19 protein-coding genes are annotated in these 20,010 nt (G+C 44.8%); 18 read left to right on the top strand and 1 reads right to left on the bottom strand.

Annotated elements, in window-relative coordinates:
• Positions 1–205 precede the first annotated feature (205 nt).
• The 7 genes from OB236_RS16120 (at position 206) to OB236_RS16090 (ending at position 7,694) form a co-directional block, all read left to right on the top strand.
• The gene (locus OB236_RS16120) at positions 206–550 is read left to right on the top strand and encodes a hypothetical protein (RefSeq protein ID WP_076231446.1); all 345 of its coding nucleotides are present in this window, start codon (positions 206–208) and stop codon (positions 548–550) included.
• A 237-nt stretch (positions 551–787) separates the two neighbouring features.
• Positions 788–1,699, top strand: a complete 912-nt coding sequence (locus OB236_RS16115) for a hypothetical protein (protein WP_262684904.1) — start codon at positions 788–790, stop codon at positions 1,697–1,699.
• Positions 1,700–1,833: 134 nt separating this feature from the next.
• Positions 1,834–3,117 carry a trigger factor gene (gene tig, locus OB236_RS16110; protein ID WP_262684903.1) on the top strand — a complete coding sequence of 428 codons (1,284 nt, stop codon included), beginning with the start codon at positions 1,834–1,836 and terminating at the stop codon, positions 3,115–3,117.
• A gap of 540 nt (positions 3,118–3,657) precedes the next feature.
• A complete protein-coding gene (gene clpP, locus OB236_RS16105) occupies positions 3,658–4,251 on the top strand; it encodes an ATP-dependent Clp endopeptidase proteolytic subunit ClpP (protein ID WP_076231454.1) in 594 nt (197 codons plus the stop codon).
• Between the two features lie 11 nt (positions 4,252–4,262).
• Entirely contained in the window at positions 4,263–5,537 is a 1,275-nt protein-coding gene (clpX, locus tag OB236_RS16100) for an ATP-dependent protease ATP-binding subunit ClpX (RefSeq protein ID WP_076231456.1), read from the top strand.
• A gap of 102 nt (positions 5,538–5,639) precedes the next feature.
• A complete protein-coding gene (gene ispG / locus OB236_RS16095; protein WP_262684902.1) occupies positions 5,640–6,755 on the top strand; it encodes a flavodoxin-dependent (E)-4-hydroxy-3-methylbut-2-enyl-diphosphate synthase in 1,116 nt (371 codons plus the stop codon).
• A gap of 165 nt (positions 6,756–6,920) precedes the next feature.
• Complete coding sequence (locus OB236_RS16090) at positions 6,921–7,694, top strand: divergent polysaccharide deacetylase family protein (RefSeq protein ID WP_262684901.1); 774 nt, start codon at positions 6,921–6,923, stop codon at positions 7,692–7,694.
• Here OB236_RS16090 and OB236_RS16085 read toward each other — a convergent pair.
• Positions 7,691–8,395, bottom strand: coding sequence for an N-acetylmuramoyl-L-alanine amidase family protein (locus OB236_RS16085; protein WP_076231461.1), 705 nt, complete (start codon positions 8,393–8,395; stop codon positions 7,691–7,693). The two genes, OB236_RS16090 and OB236_RS16085, sit on opposite strands and share 4 nt — an antisense overlap.
• 206 nt (positions 8,396–8,601) lie before the next feature.
• Between OB236_RS16085 and lonB the strand changes: the two genes are divergently transcribed.
• The 11 genes from lonB to hemC form a co-directional block, all read left to right on the top strand.
• Positions 8,602–10,305 (top strand): ATP-dependent protease LonB, encoded by a 1,704-nt coding sequence (lonB, locus tag OB236_RS16080; protein ID WP_076231464.1) that lies wholly within the window; start codon positions 8,602–8,604, stop codon positions 10,303–10,305.
• A 148-nt stretch (positions 10,306–10,453) separates the two neighbouring features.
• Positions 10,454–12,787, top strand: coding sequence for an endopeptidase La (lon, locus tag OB236_RS16075; RefSeq protein WP_262684900.1), 2,334 nt, complete (start codon positions 10,454–10,456; stop codon positions 12,785–12,787).
• 41 nt (positions 12,788–12,828) lie between these two features.
• Positions 12,829–13,509: a ribosome biogenesis GTP-binding protein YihA/YsxC gene (yihA, locus tag OB236_RS16070; RefSeq protein WP_076231469.1), complete on the top strand. Its 681-nt coding sequence runs from the start codon at positions 12,829–12,831 to the stop codon at positions 13,507–13,509.
• Between the two features lie 23 nt (positions 13,510–13,532).
• Positions 13,533–14,240 carry a DNA alkylation repair protein gene (locus tag OB236_RS16065; protein ID WP_262684899.1) on the top strand — a complete coding sequence of 236 codons (708 nt, stop codon included), beginning with the start codon at positions 13,533–13,535 and terminating at the stop codon, positions 14,238–14,240.
• A gap of 272 nt (positions 14,241–14,512) precedes the next feature.
• Positions 14,513–15,100, top strand: a complete 588-nt coding sequence (locus OB236_RS16060) for a non-ribosomal peptide synthetase module (RefSeq protein WP_076231474.1) — start codon at positions 14,513–14,515, stop codon at positions 15,098–15,100.
• Between the two features lie 254 nt (positions 15,101–15,354).
• Complete coding sequence (speD, locus tag OB236_RS16055) at positions 15,355–15,756, top strand: adenosylmethionine decarboxylase (RefSeq protein ID WP_076231477.1); 402 nt, start codon at positions 15,355–15,357, stop codon at positions 15,754–15,756.
• 153 nt (positions 15,757–15,909) lie between these two features.
• Entirely contained in the window at positions 15,910–16,437 is a 528-nt protein-coding gene (locus OB236_RS16050; RefSeq protein ID WP_262684898.1) for an S-adenosylmethionine decarboxylase, read from the top strand.
• 190 nt (positions 16,438–16,627) lie between these two features.
• On the top strand, positions 16,628–18,022 hold the full coding sequence (gene hemA, locus OB236_RS16045) for a glutamyl-tRNA reductase (protein ID WP_076231482.1): 1,395 nt from the start codon (positions 16,628–16,630) through the stop codon (positions 18,020–18,022).
• A 21-nt stretch (positions 18,023–18,043) separates the two neighbouring features.
• Complete coding sequence (locus tag OB236_RS16040; RefSeq protein ID WP_076231484.1) at positions 18,044–18,868, top strand: cytochrome C assembly family protein; 825 nt, start codon at positions 18,044–18,046, stop codon at positions 18,866–18,868.
• Positions 18,869–18,872: 4 nt separating this feature from the next.
• Positions 18,873–19,595: a precorrin-2 dehydrogenase/sirohydrochlorin ferrochelatase family protein gene (locus tag OB236_RS16035; RefSeq protein ID WP_076231487.1), complete on the top strand. Its 723-nt coding sequence runs from the start codon at positions 18,873–18,875 to the stop codon at positions 19,593–19,595.
• Positions 19,588–20,010: hydroxymethylbilane synthase (gene hemC, locus OB236_RS16030; RefSeq protein WP_262684897.1), on the top strand; the 423-nt coding region annotated here is incomplete at its 3' end. The genes OB236_RS16035 and hemC, both read left to right, overlap by 8 nt.

The following is a 20,010-nucleotide window of genomic DNA, read 5'->3' as shown; positions in this document are numbered from 1 at the left end:
AAGATAGACAAAAAACAAAATACCGTTTAAACTATGCGTTAGTGCTTTATTATTGGTTTCGTTCCGCATGAATAGAACGAGTGAAATTATCCCACTCTAACCGTATGACGGATAGTACAATTACACAGGTTTTTCAGTTTATGCTCCGACATGCACATGCTCAACGGGCGAACTGATTCGATCAAGAATGATGAGGTGGTTACTTATGAGGAAAACAAAATTCTCCAAGGCACAAAGCGAATATAAAGAAGCCAAAGAACGCTTTGAGAAAGCGAATGAGGCGTTTCAAAATAAGCTGGCAGTTGTCAAAGTCCTTGGTGTAGTTAATCAAGAGAAAATTGAAGAGCTCATTGAAGAGACAAGCCTTCATACCGCATTGAATGATTTGGGAGCAGCGGAAAAGCTGTTGCTGGAATGGTCTCATGAAGCGATTCAATCGGAAAAGGATTATTTGCAAAATAAAGAAACCATAGACAAAATGTATGCTTTTATTGATCGAGATCCCGATATTAAAGCCAAATTGATTCAAGCAGCGATGAAAATTGTATAAGGCTACACCATGACAGCGGGGGAATTCCTTCCGTTGTTTTTTGTTGCTTCTTAGTGTCGGATATTCAATTGACGCGATAAGGGGTAATGACAACATGACACGAAGCTGCATAGCCATGAAATTATGGCATACATAATGAGGCATACTTATTCATAAACATTCAACAGATTTTGCATTCCATCGGCCAATCGGTTAAACTGCTCTCAACATTAAAGCCGAGGAGGAGGTGGTGGGCTTTTGTCCGAGAAGCCGAACGAGAATGTCATTCTTTTTCCTAAAACCGTCGAGTTTTACCAATTCGAGCTTACCCGAATGCTGGAGACTGAGCGCTATGGCGAGGCCATTCAGCTGCTGAGCTTTTTATTGACCTGTCACCATCAGGATACAAGGATAGAAGAAGAATGGCAGGCGCTCTTGGAGTGGCTGCAGACGATGTTTCCGGAAGAAATCTTTGCTACCGGGGAAGAAGAGGACGATCTGACTGAAGCGGATTTGCTCAGGCAGCATTTGTCGATTAAAGCGAAGACGGATAGTGGGTACGCTGAGAAACTGCTCGCTATGCTTCAACAGCCGCAATCGTTAGAAAATCAGCTTTTGGCGTTGGATCAACTGGCCTTCATTGACCATCCCGCGATCGATACCAGCATTTCTGAATGGCTGACGGCTCATGAGCAGCATCCTTTAATTCAATATAAAGGGCTACAAACACTTAAGCTACGTGGAGTTACAGGCCCGCTCACGCTGGACAAGCATGGAGAGAAGATTGTAGTGGACGTGGAGGATACCCCCAAAAGCTTTGAAGATTTTCCGTCCCCCATGAACGAGATCATGGAACGTTTTCAGGAAATGAGCCAGATCAGTCAGCCCGCTTTATTTTATTATGCACAAGAGACCTGGAATGAATTTCTTGCTTATATTTATGGAACGGCTCCCTATAATCAGATTCTTCGACAAGATCGGGACGGCGTTGATGTCTGGGCTGCCGCGCTGCATTTTGTATTGCTTGATAAAGTGTTTAATAGCGGAACGAAGGACGAAGTGTTTGAGCTTTACGGGATCACGAACGATCTGATGTTTCAATGGGAACAGTCTTATCGGATCATTCTTCAATTTGCTGCAGAGTTTTTTTCACAAAGGCCTGTTAAATGATTTTATGGACTTTGCTTGAAAAAAGAAAAGTATATGTTATAATAGAATGGTTATATTGCCGGAACAACATTTCGTGTTTACCTTAAAGGAAACATCGATTTGTAATGGATAATTTTTGGAGGGGAAAGCATAAAATGAAAGCAAGCTGGGAAAAAATAGAGAAGAACGTAGGCGTTCTTGATATTGAGGTAGAAGTAGATCAAGTGGCTGCGGCTCTCGACAAAGCATTCAAAAAAGTAGTTCAAAAAGTAAATGTACCGGGCTTCCGTAAAGGGAAAGTGCCACGCTCGATCTTTGAAGCGAAATTCGGCGTAGAAAGCTTGTACCAAGACGCTCTGGATATCGTTGTTCCCGAGGCTTATGTGGAAGCGGTTGAAGAAACCGGGATTCATCCGGTTGATCGTCCAGAGGTTGATGTGGAGCAATTTGCTAAAGGCCAAAACCTCAAATTCAAAGCAAAAGTTATTGTAAAGCCTGAAGTTGAATTGGGCGAATACAAAGGTCTGGAGCTTGAAGTTAGCGAAGCTGAAGTTACAGAAGAAGAAATTACAGCTGAATTGGACAAACTGCAAAAGCGTCACGCTGAACTGGTTCCTCTTGAAGAGGGTGCAGCTGAGAATGGCGATGTAGTTTCCATCGATTTCGAAGGATTCGTTGATGGAGTCGCATTTGAAGGCGGAAAAGCCGAGAAGTATTCCCTTGAACTGGGAAGCGGCAGCTTTATTCCGGGCTTTGAAGAGCAAGTTGTAGGATTGAACAAAGGTGATTTGAAGGATATTACTGTAACTTTCCCTGAAAATTACCAATCCGAAGATTTGCAAGGCAAAGAAGCGATCTTCAAGATCGAATTGCATGACATCAAACGCAAAAATCTTCCTGTTCTGGATGACGAGTTTGCTAAGGATATCAGTGAGTTTGAAACATTGGAAGAGTTCAAATCCGATCTTAAAAACAACCTGAGTGTTCGTAAAGCAGCCGAACTCGAGCGCAAAAAAGAAGCTGATGTTGTTGAAAAAGCGGCTGAGTCAGCACAAATCGACATTCCTCCTGTGATGATCGACAACGAAACCACGCAAATGGTTAAAGAATTCGAAAATCGTCTTCGCACTCAAGGAATGAATATCGAAATGTACTACCAGTTTACAGGTCAAAACGATGAGGCTCTAAGAGTTCAAATGCGTGATGACGCTGAAAAACGCGTTCGCAACAACCTGGTTCTGGAAGCTATCGCAAAAGCAGAAGGTTTGGATGTTACGGAAGCTGAAGTCCAAACTGAATTGAGCAATCTTGCCCCTTCATACCAACGTACTCCTGAAGAGCTTCATGCGATTCTGAGTGCGAACGGAAACCTTGAAGATCTTAAGCATGATTTGCTTGTTAGAAAAACAGTTACTTTCCTTGTTGAAAACAGCAAATAACTATAGCAGTCAGGCACGTATAACTATGCGTGCCTTTCTTTATAGGTATTGCATGTATTTCTGCTTTTAAAAATGTTAACTACATAAGGTCATGGCCGAATATGGTAGAATTACCCGCGTTCGTCTAACATAGGCGTCCCTTAGCAGGGACGCCTATGTTAGAAATGTAATACATAGAACACCTTAAACAATCAAACATAATTGCAGCAAAGAATCAATAAGTAGCAAAGTAGCAGTAAAGAAGTAAAGTGGCATAAACACGTTGCACTCAAAGTAAAGCTTGTCCCGAAGGGGCCAAAGCGACCCGAGAACACTACAGTAATCTCAACGCACCAACGCACAACAATCCAAGCGTGTTCCGTAGGAACGAAAGCGGCCCGAGAACACAACAGTATCTCCCCCATAAAGGGAGTCCAGAGGGCGGCGCCCTTTGGGGCCCTCCCTGTAGGGAGGGTTTGGGAGGGTATTGAATTGGTGTAATGTTTTCTTTTCTGATACAATAAAAAACGAACCACATTTTGAAGTAAAGGGGTTGGAACAATGGGTCTGATACCTATGGTTGTCGAGCAGGAAGGACGCGGAGAACGCTCGTATGATATTTATTCCCGCCTATTAAAGGACCGGATCATCTTTATCGGTAGCGGCATTGACGATGATGTTGCCAACCTCGTTATTGCTCAGCTGCTATTCTTGTCTGCGAGTGATGCGGAGAAGGATATTCATTTGTACATCAATTCTCCTGGTGGTTCTGTTACTGCCGGATTGGGTATATATGATACGATGCAGTTTATTAAGCCGGATGTTTCAACTATTTGTGTAGGCATGGCAGCCAGCATGGGATCTCTGTTATTAACAGCAGGCGCTCCAGGCAAACGTTTTGCACTGCCTAATAGTGAGGTCATGATTCACCAGCCATTGGGCGGTGTCAGAGGCCAGGCTTCAGACATTAAGATTCATGCGGATTGGATTATCAAAACCAAGCAGAAGCTGAATCAGATATATGTAGACCGGACAGGGCAGCCATATGAAAAAATTGAGCGCGATACCGACCGTGATAACTTCATGAGTGCAGAAGAAGCCAAGAATTATGGGCTCATTGATGCGGTCATCACTCGTAGCGAATTGAATGGATAAGGAGTGATCCCATGTTTAAATTTAACGATGAAAAAGGCCAACTCAAATGCTCATTCTGCGGCAAATCGCAGGAACAAGTACGTAAGCTGGTAGCTGGGCCGGGAGTTTATATATGCGATGAATGTATCGAGCTTTGCACAGAAATCGTTGAGGAAGAATTGGGTCACGAAGAAGAGCTTGATCTGAAGGATGTACCAAAGCCAAAGGAAATTCGTAATATTTTGGATCAATACGTCATTGGTCAGGAACAAGCTAAGAAATCGTTGTCTGTAGCGGTTTATAATCACTACAAGCGGATCAATTCGCAGCAAAGCAAATCAGAAGAGGTTGAATTGCAAAAGAGCAATATCGTTCTTCTGGGACCAACAGGAAGCGGTAAAACGCTGCTTGCTCAAACATTAGCCAAAATTTTGAACGTGCCTTTTGCTATTGCGGATGCTACTTCTTTAACGGAAGCTGGTTATGTCGGCGAAGACGTTGAAAATATTTTGTTAAAGCTGATCCAGGCTGCTGATTACGATGTGGAAAAAGCAGAGCGCGGCATCATCTATATCGATGAAATTGATAAGGTAGCACGTAAATCGGAAAACCCATCCATTACACGGGATGTTTCCGGTGAAGGCGTTCAGCAAGCTCTATTGAAAATCCTGGAAGGTACAGTAGCTTCGGTTCCACCGCAAGGCGGCCGTAAGCATCCACATCAGGAATTCATTCAGATCGATACAACCAACATCTTGTTTATTTGCGGTGGTGCCTTCGATGGTTTGGAACAAATCATCAAACGCAGACTCGGCAAAAAAGTGATCGGTTTTGGTACTGATGGAGTTAAGGTTGATTTGAAGCCGGGCGAGTACTTATCCATGGTGTTGCCAGAGGATTTACTTCGTTTCGGTTTGATTCCCGAATTCGTTGGACGTCTTCCGGTTATCTCAACATTGGAGCCGCTTGACGAGCCGGCACTGGTTCGTATCCTGACAGAGCCCAAGAATGCGCTTGTTAAGCAGTATCAGAAGCTGCTGGAAATGGACAGCGTAACATTGGAGTTCAATCCCGAAGCGCTCGAGGAAATTGCTCGTGAAGCGATCAAACGGAATACGGGTGCCCGCGGCTTAAGAGCCATTATCGAGAGCATCATGCTTGAAGTGATGTATGAAGCACCTTCTCATACTGAAAACTCAAGTTGCGTAGTAACCAAGGAAGCTGTACAATCCAAGGTCGCTCCCGAAATCACTGCAGGCAGCAAAGATGGCAAGGCATCGTTGAAGAAAAAAGAAGAGAGCGCCTAAGCTTGAGTATATACTAACCATAGCAGCCTCCAATCCATTTACTGGCCGATCCGGCTTGAATCGGAGCGGAGGATGTTTGGTATCATGGGAGAGATATATGTTATGTTTCACAGAGCGGAGACCATTCCCGTTAAAGTAGGGGATTTGACAATCGGTGGAAGCAACGAAGTCATTATGCAGAGCATGTGCACAACCAAAACGGCTGATGTCAAAGCAACGGTTGCGGAAATTCACCGTTTGGAAGAAGCCGGATGTCAGCTGGTGCGTGTTACCGTTAATAACAAAGAGGCTGCAGAAGCGATTAAAGAGATCAAGAGACAAATTCACATCCCTTTGGTCGCTGATATTCATTTTGATCACCGTCTTGCACTGATGGCGATTGAGAATGGTATTGACAAGGTTCGGATCAACCCGGGCAATATTGGCCGCCGCGAGAAAGTAGAAGCGGTTGTTAAAGCCTGCAAGGAGCGCGGAATCCCGATTCGGATTGGGGTAAACGCAGGTTCTTTGGAAAACCATCTTTTGGAAAAATATGGATACCCGACACCGGAAGCTATGGTTGAAAGCGCACTGTTTCATATCAATATTCTCGAAGAGCTTGATTTCCATGACATCATCGTCTCCTTGAAAGCATCCGATGTGCCGATGGCCATTGCTGCCTACCAAAAAGCCGGAGAAGCATTCCGTTATCCGCTGCATCTCGGTATCACTGAGGCAGGAACTTTATTTACGGGCTCAGTGAAAAGTGCAGCAGGTATTGGCGCCTTGCTGAATATGGGTTTGGGCAATACTTTGCGTATTTCCCTCAGCGCAGATCCTGTTGAAGAAATTAAAGTAGCTCGTGAGCTGCTTAAAACCTTTGGTTTGATCACGAACGCGGCTACCCTTGTTTCATGCCCGACCTGCGGACGGCTGGATATTGATTTGTTCTCGATCGCTAATGAGGTAGAAGACTATATTGCCAAGATTAAGGTGCCCATCAAGGTATCTGTCCTTGGCTGCGCTGTGAATGGTCCAGGAGAAGCCAGAGAAGCTGATATCGGGATAGCCGGAGCCCGTGGAGAAGGTATGCTGTTCCGTTACGGAGAAATGATTCGTAAAGTTCCGGAAGCCGAGCTGTTGGCCGAGCTTAAGAAAGAAATCGATATTATCGTGGAGCATTTTGGGAGAACAGGCGAGATACCTGGCAGAAAGCATCATTCCACTCAGACCTCATAAATCTTTACAATCCTTAACTTAAGGAAAGCAGTGTTCTCTCTACGATGAGGGCACTGCTTTTTGGCGTTTTTGCATAGGCTGGCCGGTATTGACGAATAACATAGGAAAGCAGGAAAACAATTTGCTTACAAGTCCGCTTTCTACGGATACACAAGGAGGTTAACCATGCACATAGCTGCAAAGTGGCTGATTGCCAGCACAGTCGTACTGATATCCCTTGGTTCTGGTATAAGTCAAGCCGAGCCAACACCTGAAGAAGCTCCAGCGATTACCAAGAAAATAGCAATTGTTATTGACGATTTTGGTAACGACATGCGTGGAACGGAAGAAATGATGGCCTTAACGATTCCATTTACTGCAGCGGTAATGCCTTTTTTACCGACGACACGGCGTGATGCCGAATGGGCGCACAAGCTCGGTCACGATGTATTGGTTCATATGCCGATGGAGCCGGTACGTGGCAAAAAAAGCTGGCTGGGGCCTGGAGCAATTACGACAGATTTGTCCGATGAAGAAATCCGCACAAGGGTACAGGCGGCGATTAATGACGTGCCCTTTGCAATCGGGATGAATAATCACATGGGCTCGAAGGTGACTGCAGATCCAAGAGTGATGCGTATCATTCTGGAAGTATGCAAGAAAAACAATCTGATCTATTTGGATAGCAAAACAACGCACAAAAGTGTGGTGCAGTCCTTAGCCAAGGAGTTGGGAGTCAGAACGCTGGAAAACCACATTTTCATGGATGATCAATACACGCGTGCGCATATTCTTAAACAGGCCAGAAAGGTTGAGGCACACGTTAAGGATAACGAAACTACAGTTGTCATTGGTCATGTAGGCACACCAGGTAAATACACTGCAGCCGCTATCCAGCAATCGGTGCCTGCCTTGAAGCAAATAGCTGAATTTGTGAAAATATCACAGCTGGCCCCTTAGTGGGCCGGCTCTTTTTGCAGATAGGCCAATATTCCGGCACAGATGGCATCAGCAAGCTGGCGCTGCTTCTGCGGCTGCATCATTTGCTCGCGGTCCTGTGCGTTAGAGATGAAGCCCATTTCTACTATGACAGCAGGAACTTGAATGTGTTTAAGCAAAAAATAGGTTTTTCCATAGACCGGTGCTGTTTCTGTTGCATACAAAAGATTCAGTGATCGCTGCAAGCTGGTGGCCAGCTGTTTGCTTGCATCACTTTTTTGATGGAGCACCACAGGTCCGCGTGCTTTACTATTGGTTGCCCAATTGACATGAAGGCTGATTACGATTTTGGGATGAATTTCGTTCGCAAGATGGCTGCGCTGGGCCAAATCCTTCAAATGTCTGGAACGATTGCGAAACCAAAGGTTTTCACTACTGAGTGCGTAGTCATCCAGTCGATTGAGCAGAACACGAAGCCCTTTTTCCCGCAATAAACTGTACGTAACTTTCCCCATCTCCAGGTTGATATCTTTTTCATACACATCTCCGTGAAGCGTTCCGCTGTCTATACCTCCGTGCCCAACATCCAGCAGCACGTCGACATTCGTTAAAAAAGGATTGATCATATAAGGATAAGGCTTGGATGCTGCCTTACCGCTGATTGAGCAGGAAAGGGTCATACCCAGAATTACAATTGTTGAGATCATCATTCGTATTCGCATACGTAGTTGGTTCCTCCTCCGTCATTTTCACTCCTTATCGTTCTCCTATGCCTTGTTATCATACATGCTTGAAAACTTTCTCAGGTAAGGATTAGTGTGTCTGTAAGAGGGGAATACTACCATGCAAGGTACATACTTGTGAGGTCAAGATACGAGTTTGTGCTGCCCAAGTAAATTTCTGTGAAAAATTCTGAGGAGGGACCCTAATGAATATTAGTGTGATTTTGATGATTATCCAGCTGTTTTTTGCAGTTGTGATTGGTATGTATTTTTGGAATTTGCTGCGCAATCAGCAGACAAATCGCACTGCCATCGATAAAGAATCAAAAAAGGAAATGGAAAAATTGCGTAAGCTTCGCGCCATCTCATTAAATAAGCCCTTATCCGAAAAAACAAGACCAACTGCGATGAACGATATTGTAGGACAGAAGGAAGGCTTAAGGGCACTTAAAGCAGCCTTGTGCGGGTCCAATCCTCAACATGTGCTCATCTATGGCCCACCGGGAGTAGGGAAAACAGCTGCTGCACGTGTAGTTCTGGAGGAAGCCAAAGGCAACAAAGACTCCCCTTTTCGCCAAGATGCCCAATTTACCGAGGTGGACGCGACGACGGCACGGTTTGACGAACGTGGGATAGCGGACCCTTTGATTGGTTCTGTACATGATCCGATTTATCAAGGTGCGGGAGCAATGGGCGTTGCCGGGATTCCTCAGCCCAAGCCAGGTGCTGTAACGAAAGCGCACGGTGGTATTTTATTTATAGACGAGATCGGCGAGCTTCACCCGCATCAAATGAATAAGCTGCTCAAGGTGCTGGAGGATCGTAAAGTATTTCTCGAAAGTGCGTATTATAACTCGGAGGATACGAATGTTCCATCTTACATCCATGATATTTTTCAAAATGGTCTGCCTGCTGATTTTAGAATGGTTGGTGCGACAACACGGAATCCACAAGAATTACCTCCTGCAATTCGTTCACGTTGTATGGAAATATTTTTCCGTCCACTGCTTCCGAACGAGATTGGCGAAATTGCTGAAAAAGCGTTTATCAAAATCGGTTTCCCTGTAAATCCTGCCGCGGTTGAGGTTGTAAAGAAACATGCTACGAATGGCCGGGAAGCTGTCAATATTATTCAGTTGGCCGCCGGAATGGCCTTAGCTGATGCTCGTAAAGCAGTAACGGCTGCTGATGTGGAATGGGTAGTCAACAGCTCGCAAATTCCACCTAGGCCAGAGAAAAAGGTCGGAGCCAAACCGGAGATCGGATTTGTGAATGGGCTGGCTGTATATGGTCCCAATCTGGGGATGGTATTGGAGATCGAGGTTACGGCTATTCCGGTTACTCATGGTGGGATAGGAAACTTGACGATAACGGGGATTGTGGATGAGGAAGAAATGGGAGGATCCTCGCGGACAATCAGGCGCAAGAGTATGGCACGCGGTTCTGTGGAAAATGTAATGACGGTTTTAAGGAAGCTCGGCATCAATCCTTACAAGTTCGACCTTCATGTCAACTTCCCGGGCGGAACTCCCATTGATGGCCCTTCAGCTGGCATTTCCATGGCAGTTGCTATCGCCTCGGCGATATTGCAAACTCCTGTCGATAACCATCTGGCTTTGACCGGGGAAATTGGCATTCATGGTAAAGTAAAGCCGGTGGGTGGTGTTGTGGCGAAGGTTGAAGCTGCATTTCAAGCCGGTGTAACCCGTGTCATCATTCCCAAAGAAAATTGGCAGGAAATATTCAGCGGGCTTAACGGATTAGAGGTTATTCCTGTGGAATCCATTGAAGAAGTCCTGGATTATGCACTTGGATCACAATTCAAGTTTTTGCCGGAAGCCTATGGAGCACAACCAGATTTTGCACCTGCCGCATCCATTACGGTTCTGCACGCCGATGCGCTGGAATAATAGCAGCATCGGCTTTTCTTTTTTTGAGATGATAATTAGCGTGGGAGGGCGATTGGTGTTTTGATTTTAATTTTGATAAAATGTAAACGTCAGCGAATGTTACGAAGTCAACTTTGCCCAAAGCAAAGTTCTCAGGAGGTGCTTCAGAATGGGACCGAATAAAATAAAGGTGCGGCGTTTGCCATTGCTTCCTTTGCGTGGACTGCTTGTTTATCCGAGTATGGTGCTGCATTTGGATGTGGGCAGGGAGAAATCAGTAAAAGCGCTTGAGAAGTCCATGGTGGACGACAGCTTGATTCTGTTATGCTCGCAGTCGGAGATTAACATTGAAGAACCTACCACCGAAGATATATATCGCATTGGTACGATTGCCAAAGTCAGACAAATGCTAAAGCTTCCTAACGGTACGATTCGTGTACTCGTTGAAGGGGTAGTGCGTGCGGAGATTACCGAATTTTTAAATAATGATGAGTACTATGAGGTGCAGGTCAGGGAGCTGCCTGAACAGGAAACAAGCGATCCCGAGATCGATGCTTTAATGCGAACAGTTCTGCATCAATTCGAGCATTACATTAATTTGTCAAAAAAGGTAACACCGGAGACACTGGCAGCCGTTTCCGATATTGATGAGCCTGGTCGTTTGGCTGACGTCATCTGCAGTCATTTATCCTTGAAGATCAAAGACAAGCAGGATATTCTAGAAACGGTTCCTGTAAAGGATCGTTTGGAAAAGCTGCTTAGTATTTTAAACAACGAACGCGAAGTGCTGGAGCTGGAACGGAAAATCAGCCAACGCGTCAAAAAGCAGATGGAGAAAACGCAAAAGGAATATTATCTTCGCGAGCAGATGAAGGCTATCCAAAAAGAGCTCGGTGATAAAGAGGGACGGACAGGCGAGATTGAGGAACTGCGTTCGCAGCTTGCTGAGACTGAGGTGCCCGACAAAGTTAAGGAAAAGATCGAGAAGGAAATTGATCGTTTGGAAAAGCTGCCTGCAACCTCAGCAGAGGGCAGTGTTATCCGTAATTACATCGATTGGCTGCTTGGCATTCCTTGGTCCAATTTCACCGAGGATGATCTGAACATTATTCATGCTGAGGAAATACTGAATGAGGATCATTACGGACTGGAAAAGCCGAAGGAGCGCGTGTTAGAGTATTTGGCGGTACAGCAGCTGGTCAAGAAGCTGAAGGGTCCGATTCTATGTCTGGTAGGCCCTCCAGGAGTCGGTAAAACGTCAATCGCCCGTTCGATTGCCCGATCCTTGGGTCGACAGTTCATCCGAATCTCACTGGGCGGCGTGCGTGATGAGGCGGAAATCCGCGGACATCGGCGTACGTATGTCGGTGCTATGCCGGGAAGAATCATTCAAGGCATGAAAAATGCGGGCACGACGAACCCGGTTTTTTTATTGGATGAAATCGATAAAATGGCGATGGATTTCCGTGGAGATCCGGCAGCAGCACTTCTGGAGGTGCTGGATCCGGAGCAAAACAGCACTTTTAGTGATCACTATATTGAGGTTCCGTTTGATTTATCCAATGTCATGTTTGTGACAACGGCGAATGCGGTGCACAATATTCCGCGGCCGCTGTTGGATCGTATGGAAGTCCTCTACATTCCCGGTTATACTGAAATTGAGAAATATAAAATTGCTCGCAATTTTTTACTGCCCAAGCAGCAGAAGGATCATGGACTGCGGGAAGATCAGCTGATTATCGATGAGCAAGCACTCATGAAGATTGTCAGGGAGTATACCCGAGAAGCAGGAGTGCGTAATCTGGAGCAGCAGGTAGCGGCTATTTGCCGTAAGTCGGCGAAGCGTCTTGTGTCTGGCCAAGGTGAAATAGTTACGATCCATGCAGACAATGTGAAGGATTTTCTCGGCCCGGCCAAATTCCATCACGGTATGGCAGAGGAATCAGATCAGATTGGTGCTGTTACAGGGCTTGCATGGACAGAGGTAGGTGGCGATACGCTCGTCATCGAGGTGACTGTGATGCCAGGCAACGGGAAGTTGACACTTACCGGTAAGCTGGGAGATGTCATGAAGGAATCTGCGCAGGCTGCGTTCAGTTATACACGTTCCCGTGTCGGACAGCTTCGTATAGCACCCGATTTTCATGAGAAGCTGGATGTACACATTCATATCCCGGAAGGCGCTATACCTAAGGATGGACCATCTGCTGGGATTACGATGGCTACAGCCCTGATTTCAGCGCTTACGAACATTCCTGTGTCCAAAGAAGTTGCCATGACAGGTGAGATTACACTTCGTGGCCGTGTACTGCCGATTGGCGGGCTTAAGGAAAAAAGCCTTGCAGCGCACAGAGCGGGTATTCGTACGATCATTATTCCGAAGGATAATGCCAAGGACTTGGAAGAAATTCCGGAAAGCGTGCGAAATGAACTGAGATTTATTCCGGTTGCGCATGTCGATGAAGTACTGGAATATGCTTTGGTTAGGCCTGTAGGCGTTTAAGTAAAGGAGCACAGCTCCATAAAGAGAGAGTGGAATTTATTATGAAGGTCAATCAAGCTGAATTTATTATCAGCGCGGTTGGTCCGAGTCAGTATCCTGCCGACGCCTTGCCCGAGATAGCTCTGGCAGGGCGTTCGAATGTCGGCAAGTCATCACTGATCAATCGGCTCATCCAGCGCAAAAATTTGGCACGTACCAGCTCCAAGCCGGGGAAAACCCAGCAGCTTAATTATTATAAAGTGAATGCGGACTTATATTTTGTCGATCTTCCAGGTTATGGATATGCACAAGTTTCCAAATCCAAACGTGAGATATGGGGCAAGTTTATCGAACAATATTTGCTGCACCGTGAGCATCTTAAGCTGGTGCTATTAATCATTGATATTCGGCATGCGCCATCCAAGGATGACCAGACCATGTTTGCCTGGCTTAAGCATAATGATGTTCCCTTGGTTGTAGTAACGACCAAAGCAGACAAAATAACTAAGGGCCATTGGCAGAAGCATGTAAAGATCATCAGAGAAACACTGCAAATGGAAAAGCATGACCGTATGGTTTTATTTTCATCTGAGCTTGGTGTTGGTAAGGATGAATTATGGCAGGTCATTGAACAAGAGATTGGTTGGTCAGCACCTGAGCCTAAAACTGAGCTTGAATCGGGAGTTAAACCAACGGTCGAAACCAAGGCTGTACCGGAAACTAAACTTCAACCAGAAATCTAATTTTAAGGAAATGCGGTGGTTATATGCATTCAGCATGTGTCGTTGAAATCGTCAAGCGGTTTAAGGAGCAAGCTGATGCAGATGCCGCTATGCCTATGATAAAGTATATGCGCAATCAGTTTGCATTTCTTGGGCTTCCGAACCCTGTAAGAACAAGTATTACGAAGCCATGGTTAAAGGAATTTGAGCGTTTAACAGAGGAGCAGCTCATACAGGCTGTTGAGGAGCTGTGGGATTTACCTGAAAGGGAATATCAGTACGCAGCCCTATCGTTGTTGGAGAAATACAAGAAAAGCTCAGGCACTGGACATGTAGATCTTTTAGAAAAAATCATCATCAATAAATCTTGGTGGGATACAGTAGATACGATTGCTTCTCACTTGGTGGGCGCATTTTTTTTGCGTTATCCCGAGCTGATTTCAGCTTATACAGAAAGATGGATACGATCAGATAATATGTGGCTGCAGCGTACAGCCCTTCTATTTCAATTGACATATAAACAGCAGACGGATCAGGAACGCTTATTTTCATATATTTTGCTCTGTAAGGATTCAGATCAATTTTTCATACGTAAGGCTATAGGCTGGTCATTAAGAGAGCTGTCCAAATCAGATCCGCAAGCTGTTATTTCGTTTATGCAGCAATATACGTTGTCTCCATTAAGTCATCGAGAGGCGCTTAAAGTGATCAATCGCAAACAACAAAGTGTCTCATCACAATCCATAGTCTAACTCATTAAGTAATCTACAGGGTAGGTTGCTTAATTTTGCATACATTGCAGCGAACCGCAGAACTTTGTAAGGGAAACAGAGGGATTCAGATATATGCTTGGAATTCTTCGAGGAAAAGGCGTTATTTTCTAAAATAAAACGGAATTTAATGAATTTATGACAGGAATATTAATGTTTTATGTAGTATACTATATATAAAATAATGAACTTATAGCTTTTTGTTTACAGCAGGGTATGTAAAGGGCTCGAAATTAAAGAATCGAGGGATTTTTATGGCAATGAGGTTAGCGACTGAATATGTCAAAACCTGCCTACAATTAACGGAAGCCGAAATGGCCATGTTTATTCAAATGTTTGTCGATCAGCAAGTAACCCTGCAGGTGAAAATTCTCGATAATGGAAATCAGGAAGTTGTACTCATGGATGATGCGGGTCAAGAAATTGTCCTGTCGTTCGAATTGCATTATGACACTTATGTATGCCTCGGCTCTTGCCGTATCCGCAATAAAACACTTGTTAATCTGATGCGCAAAGCAGTTTCAAATTTTAAAGGCAGTGCTACGGTTCATCGTATTTATGAAACTTATATTATGGTGTACGAATATGAGCGCGGCTCTGTAGTCCGAATTGTAGAAAGCAAGGATGGGCTTGAGCGGATTATTTATGAGCATAAAGATACATTAGGCTTGCTGGAAAGCTTATTCCGCAAGGACGAGGTGGAGCAAGAAATTGTCCGTATTAAATCTCAAGTGAACAACTTACTGGATCTGAGAAATGACATTCGTGAATTAGCTGTTCGTGAACAGATTGATGAACGTTTAAGTAAATTGACTCATCAATTGTTTGTACTCGAGGCTTAAGTATATATTTGGGTAAACGAATACTTCTGATTCCGCCATGGATTCAGAAGTATTTTTTTTGCCCGAAAAAAAAGTGTTGCATTTCCGTTCAATAGATGGTACTTTTAATCTCGTTGAAAACAAACAAAATAGGAACCAGGATTCACTCAGGACATTATTGTTGCGAGAGATTACTCCCTCGAGAAGTGAATGACGTAGGTCCTAGCGGATGAAATTTTTCAAACATTTTATTCCTAGGAAGGGGGAACCGAAAGATGGAATATTCGACTTTCGGAAGACACGTTGCTGTAGATACTTGGGGGGTTGATTTTGATCTTCTCAATAATGCAGAATGGTTACAAGCGCAAATGGTGGAGGCAGCAGAAGCATGTGGGGCGTCAGTGATGTCTGTACAGGCCAAACAATTCGAACCACAAGGTGCAACGGTATTGGTATTGCTGTCAGAAAGTCATCTCTCCATTCATACTTATCCTGAGAAAGGTTTTGCCGCATTGGATTGTTACACTTGTGGTGAGACGGTAGATCCTCAATTGGCTATCGATTATATGGTATCCGTTTTGAAGCCTGAAACGACTCATGCCAAAAAGCTAATTCGTGGAATGGGTGAGCTCGTAGTTGAAACACCGGTAATCAAACAAATGCAGTTAATCAAATAGAGCAGTACGTTTTTCAATTAAAAACCTTAAAAATAGTACCCCGGAGAAATCCGCGGGTATTATTTTTGCTCATTAACCCCCATACACTGTACAAGACAGGCTCAGCATGCTTACGAAGTCAGTTTTGTTACACAAAACTTTTAGGGGGACCCCATGAAAAGAAAAAGAAGGCTTGTATTCTATGTGCTATTGATTTTTTTGCTAGGGTGGCCGTTGTATCAAATCTATGCTATGGTGCAAGGGACATCCGAGAAGCAGGATGCCGGGAAGATGCTTTATCAGGTTTCATTGTTTCAGATGGAGCTATTAAGCAGCTACTTACAAAATGTTGATAAAGTGAAAGATACCGAAAGCTTGAATGCGCTGCGACAGGCGGTGTATACGGCTAATTTTACACATGATCATCTTGTACTGGCTTTTGGTGATCCATCGCTTTCGTCTCTAGCCGGGTTACCGGAGCTGATGCAGTACATGCTGCGCCTGCAGGTTGGCGGGCAGCGTTCCTTGCGATCAGATGAAGTACAAACATTAGTTGAGGTGCACAAGCAATTCAGCATTTTTTTCGAGGCCTACGGCAAGCTGCTTTCTTCGCGCCTTGATATCAATTCATCGCAAAGTGCTATCATGGCCAAGGCTGATCAGGCAATATCCGAGCTGCTTCGCAAAAAAATGCAGCAGTAGCTTTCGTTTCCAGGAATAATGAAGGTTGTTTAATTAACGGACTGCGGTATAAAGCTGAAGGAAATGGTTGAAAATAATGTACATTACACCTCATGCAGCTTTCACAGTTTATACAAAAAATTTGTCGGAGAACCAGAATGTTATATGCTATAATAAACAGAGATTATTTGGAGGGAGGCAGGTGACACCTATGCATATTGTTGTGGCGGGCTTGAATTACCGGACGGCACCCGTTTCGATCCGGGAGAAATTTACGTTTGCCGAAGGAGATCTCCCTTTGGCGCTTAAACAGCTGAAAGAGACGAAGAGCGTCATGGAATCCGTCATAGTGGGCACCTGCAACCGAACGGAGCTATACATTGTCGTAGACCGTGAGCATTTATGCGGACATTATATTCGCGGATTTATAGAAAATTGGTTTGGTGTGTCGCGAGACGAATTCAATAGTCATTTGTATATTTATGAAAATGACAAAGCGATCGATCATTTATTCAGGGTCGCGAGTGGTTTGGATTCGATGGTTATTGGTGAGACTCAAATTCTGGGGCAGGTTAAGGATTCCTTTGCTTTGGCTCAACAAACCAAAACGACCGGGATTATGTTCAATACATTGTTTAAGCAGGCGGTAACATTCGCGAAGCGCGCACATACAGAAACAGGTATCGGCGATAATCCCGTTTCGGTCAGCTATGCGGCAGTTGAGCTGGGCAAACGGATTTTTGGCAGCTATGAGCATAAAAAAGTATTGATCATTGGTGCGGGCAAGATGAGCGAGTTAACGGTCAAGCATCTATATGCCAACGGCGCGGATAAGGTTATCGTAGCCAATCGGACCTTAACACGTGCTCAGGAGCTGGCTGAAAAGTTTCAAGGTGTAGCCTGTACCATGGACAAGCTGAATGCCTGTTTGGAAGAGGTTGATATCGTCATTAGCTCGACGGGAGCTGCTGAATTGGTATTGACTCGAGAACAAGTCGCGGCTGTCCTTCAAAAGCGTCGTTCACGTCCGTTATTCATGATTGATATCGCAGTTCCCAGAGACCTGGACCCAGCAATCGGCAGCTTGTCTAACGTCTTTTTGTATGATATCGATAATTTGCAGTCGATTGTGAACACCCACTTACAGGAACGGCGGGAAACAGCTGTTATGATTGAACAAATGATTGCAGATGAATTGCAGACCTTTGAGCAATGGACCAAGACGTTGGGTATCAGTCCGGTTATTCAAGCTTTACAGACCAAAGCAAGCTCTATTCATCAAGAGACGATGGATAGTTTGATGAAGAAGCTTCCTGATTTGGATGAAAGAGAATTGAAGATCATCCGTAAATTAACCAAGAGTATCGTGAATCAAATGCTGCGAGATCCCGTAAACCGTATCAAGGAAATGGCTTCGGAACGGCACGGTGATGAGGCGCTGGACTATTTCACCAAAATATTCGCGTTAGAGGAGCAATTGGAAGAGCAGGAACGTGCAGAGCAAGCGGCTCGTCAGCTGGAGCTTGAAGACGTACAGAATCGTTGGAAAGAAGAACTGCTAACGAAGGTTTCCCTAAAGCCTGCTGAGGCCTTGTCCAAATCGTAATCGGAAGAGGTGCCTTGGTCAATGGTTACGAAAAGTTGGTTATACGATGCTATTATTTATATCTACGCCCTGAGCCTGCTGTTTTACTTCTCGGACTTTGTTGGTCCGAATCGAAGTGCAAAACGGATAGGGACAGGGTTACTTTCTTTTGTATGGGTTTTGCAAACGGTCTATTTGATATCCGGTTTGGTCTATCATGATCCAACGGAAGCTTTTTCTATGTTCGAGACACTGTTTATGCTGACCTGGCTGTTAGTCACAGTTTCGTTGGTTGTAAATCGTTTTATCCGAATCGAGTTTTTTGTGTTTATGGTGAATGTATTGGGGTTTGCGGTTCTTGCTCTTAATTTTTTTAGTAATCCGAAAGTATCGCCATCGCTCGCTTCCTGGAATATTAAGGATGAAGTGCTATTCATTCATATTTCTTTATCCATCTTAAGCTATACGGCATTTGTAGCGGCAGCAGTGTTTTCCGGCATGTATTTATTGCTGCACCAGCAGTTGAAGAGAAAGAAGTGGTCAAAGCTGATGCAGAGATTGCCGAGTCTTGACAAAACAGATCATTATTCGTATGTTTCTGTCATTATCGGAACCCCTCTGCTGCTGTTGGGTTTGTCCATTGGTTTCGTTTGGATTGCGCTTGAAGGAAATGCGGCATTATTTTTTGATCCTAAGGTCATCAATTCCTGGTTTGTTTTGCTAGCCTACGTTTTCTATTTATTTCAAAGGGTTATGCTGAAGACACCGGGCTATAAGCTTGCGTTATGGAATTTAGCAGCTTTTTTCATTATGGCACTCAATGTAGTGTTTGCGAATTTTTATTCTTCGTTTCACCAATGGTCGTGATACCATGAACAATATAGATTATTATCCTGTACTGGTTAATTTGAAGAACAAACCCTGTGTGATTGTTGGTGGAGGCCACGTAGCAGAACGGAAGGCAGGTTCGCTGATAGAAGCAGGTGCATCTGTAACCGTAATAAGCCCAGACTGCAGTCCACAGATTGAGGATTGGATGCAGCAGGGAGCTCTGACGATACTTCGCGAATTGTATTGTGCAGGAACACGGGAAATTGAACAATCCATACTCGTATTCGCCGCTACCGACAATCCGGAAATTAATGAAGCGGTTCGTCTGGAAGCAGAAACACTGGGCAAGCTGGTTACAGTGGCTGATAATACGTCTGGCAGCAGCTTCATCGTTCCGGCTATGGTCCGTCGCGGCAAGCTGCTCATCTCTGTCTCCACTGGAGGTGCCAGCCCGACGATTGCCAGAAAGATCAAACAAGAGCTGGAGCAAGCCTACGGGTTCGAATATGAAACTTATCTGGATCTTGTGCAGGAGCTTCGTTGGTTGATTCAATCACAGGTTGAGGATATAGAGGATAGACTGCAAATGCTTAGAGTGATGCTGGATTGGGAGCTTATGTCCTTAATCCGTTCCTCAGGTACGGATACATACTGGAAGCAGGAGCTTATAGACAGATTATCTGCTGAACCAACTATTGCGAGAATGAAGCAAATCGGACTTTGGATTCAACAATACATCAAAGAGGGAGAGACATATGCGTAAGATCGTGGTGGGAACAAGACAGAGCGCGTTGGCCCTGACACAAACCGGGCAGGTTGTTGAGCATCTACGGGAGATCAGTCAAAAGCACGGCATCCCATGTGAATTTGAAATCAAAAAAATTATTACCAAAGGTGATCGTATCCTCGATGTGACGCTGTCCAAGGTGGGCGGTAAGGGCTTGTTCGTGAAGGAGATAGAGCAGGCTCTAATGGACGGTGAAATTGATCTGGCTGTTCATAGCATGAAAGATATGCCTTGGGAGCTTCCAGAAGGTCTTATGATCGGTGCAATCCCGCTGCGAGAGGACCCGAGAGATTGCTTGATTACGCAAGGCTCACTTCAACTGAATGATCTCCCTCAGGGTGCTAAGGTAGGGACAAGCAGTCTGCGTCGTTCTTCCCAGCTGCAGCATTAT

The sequence above is a fragment of the Paenibacillus baimaensis genome, from assembly GCF_025567575.1.
This window is presented reverse-complemented; position numbering and strand designations above follow the sequence as displayed.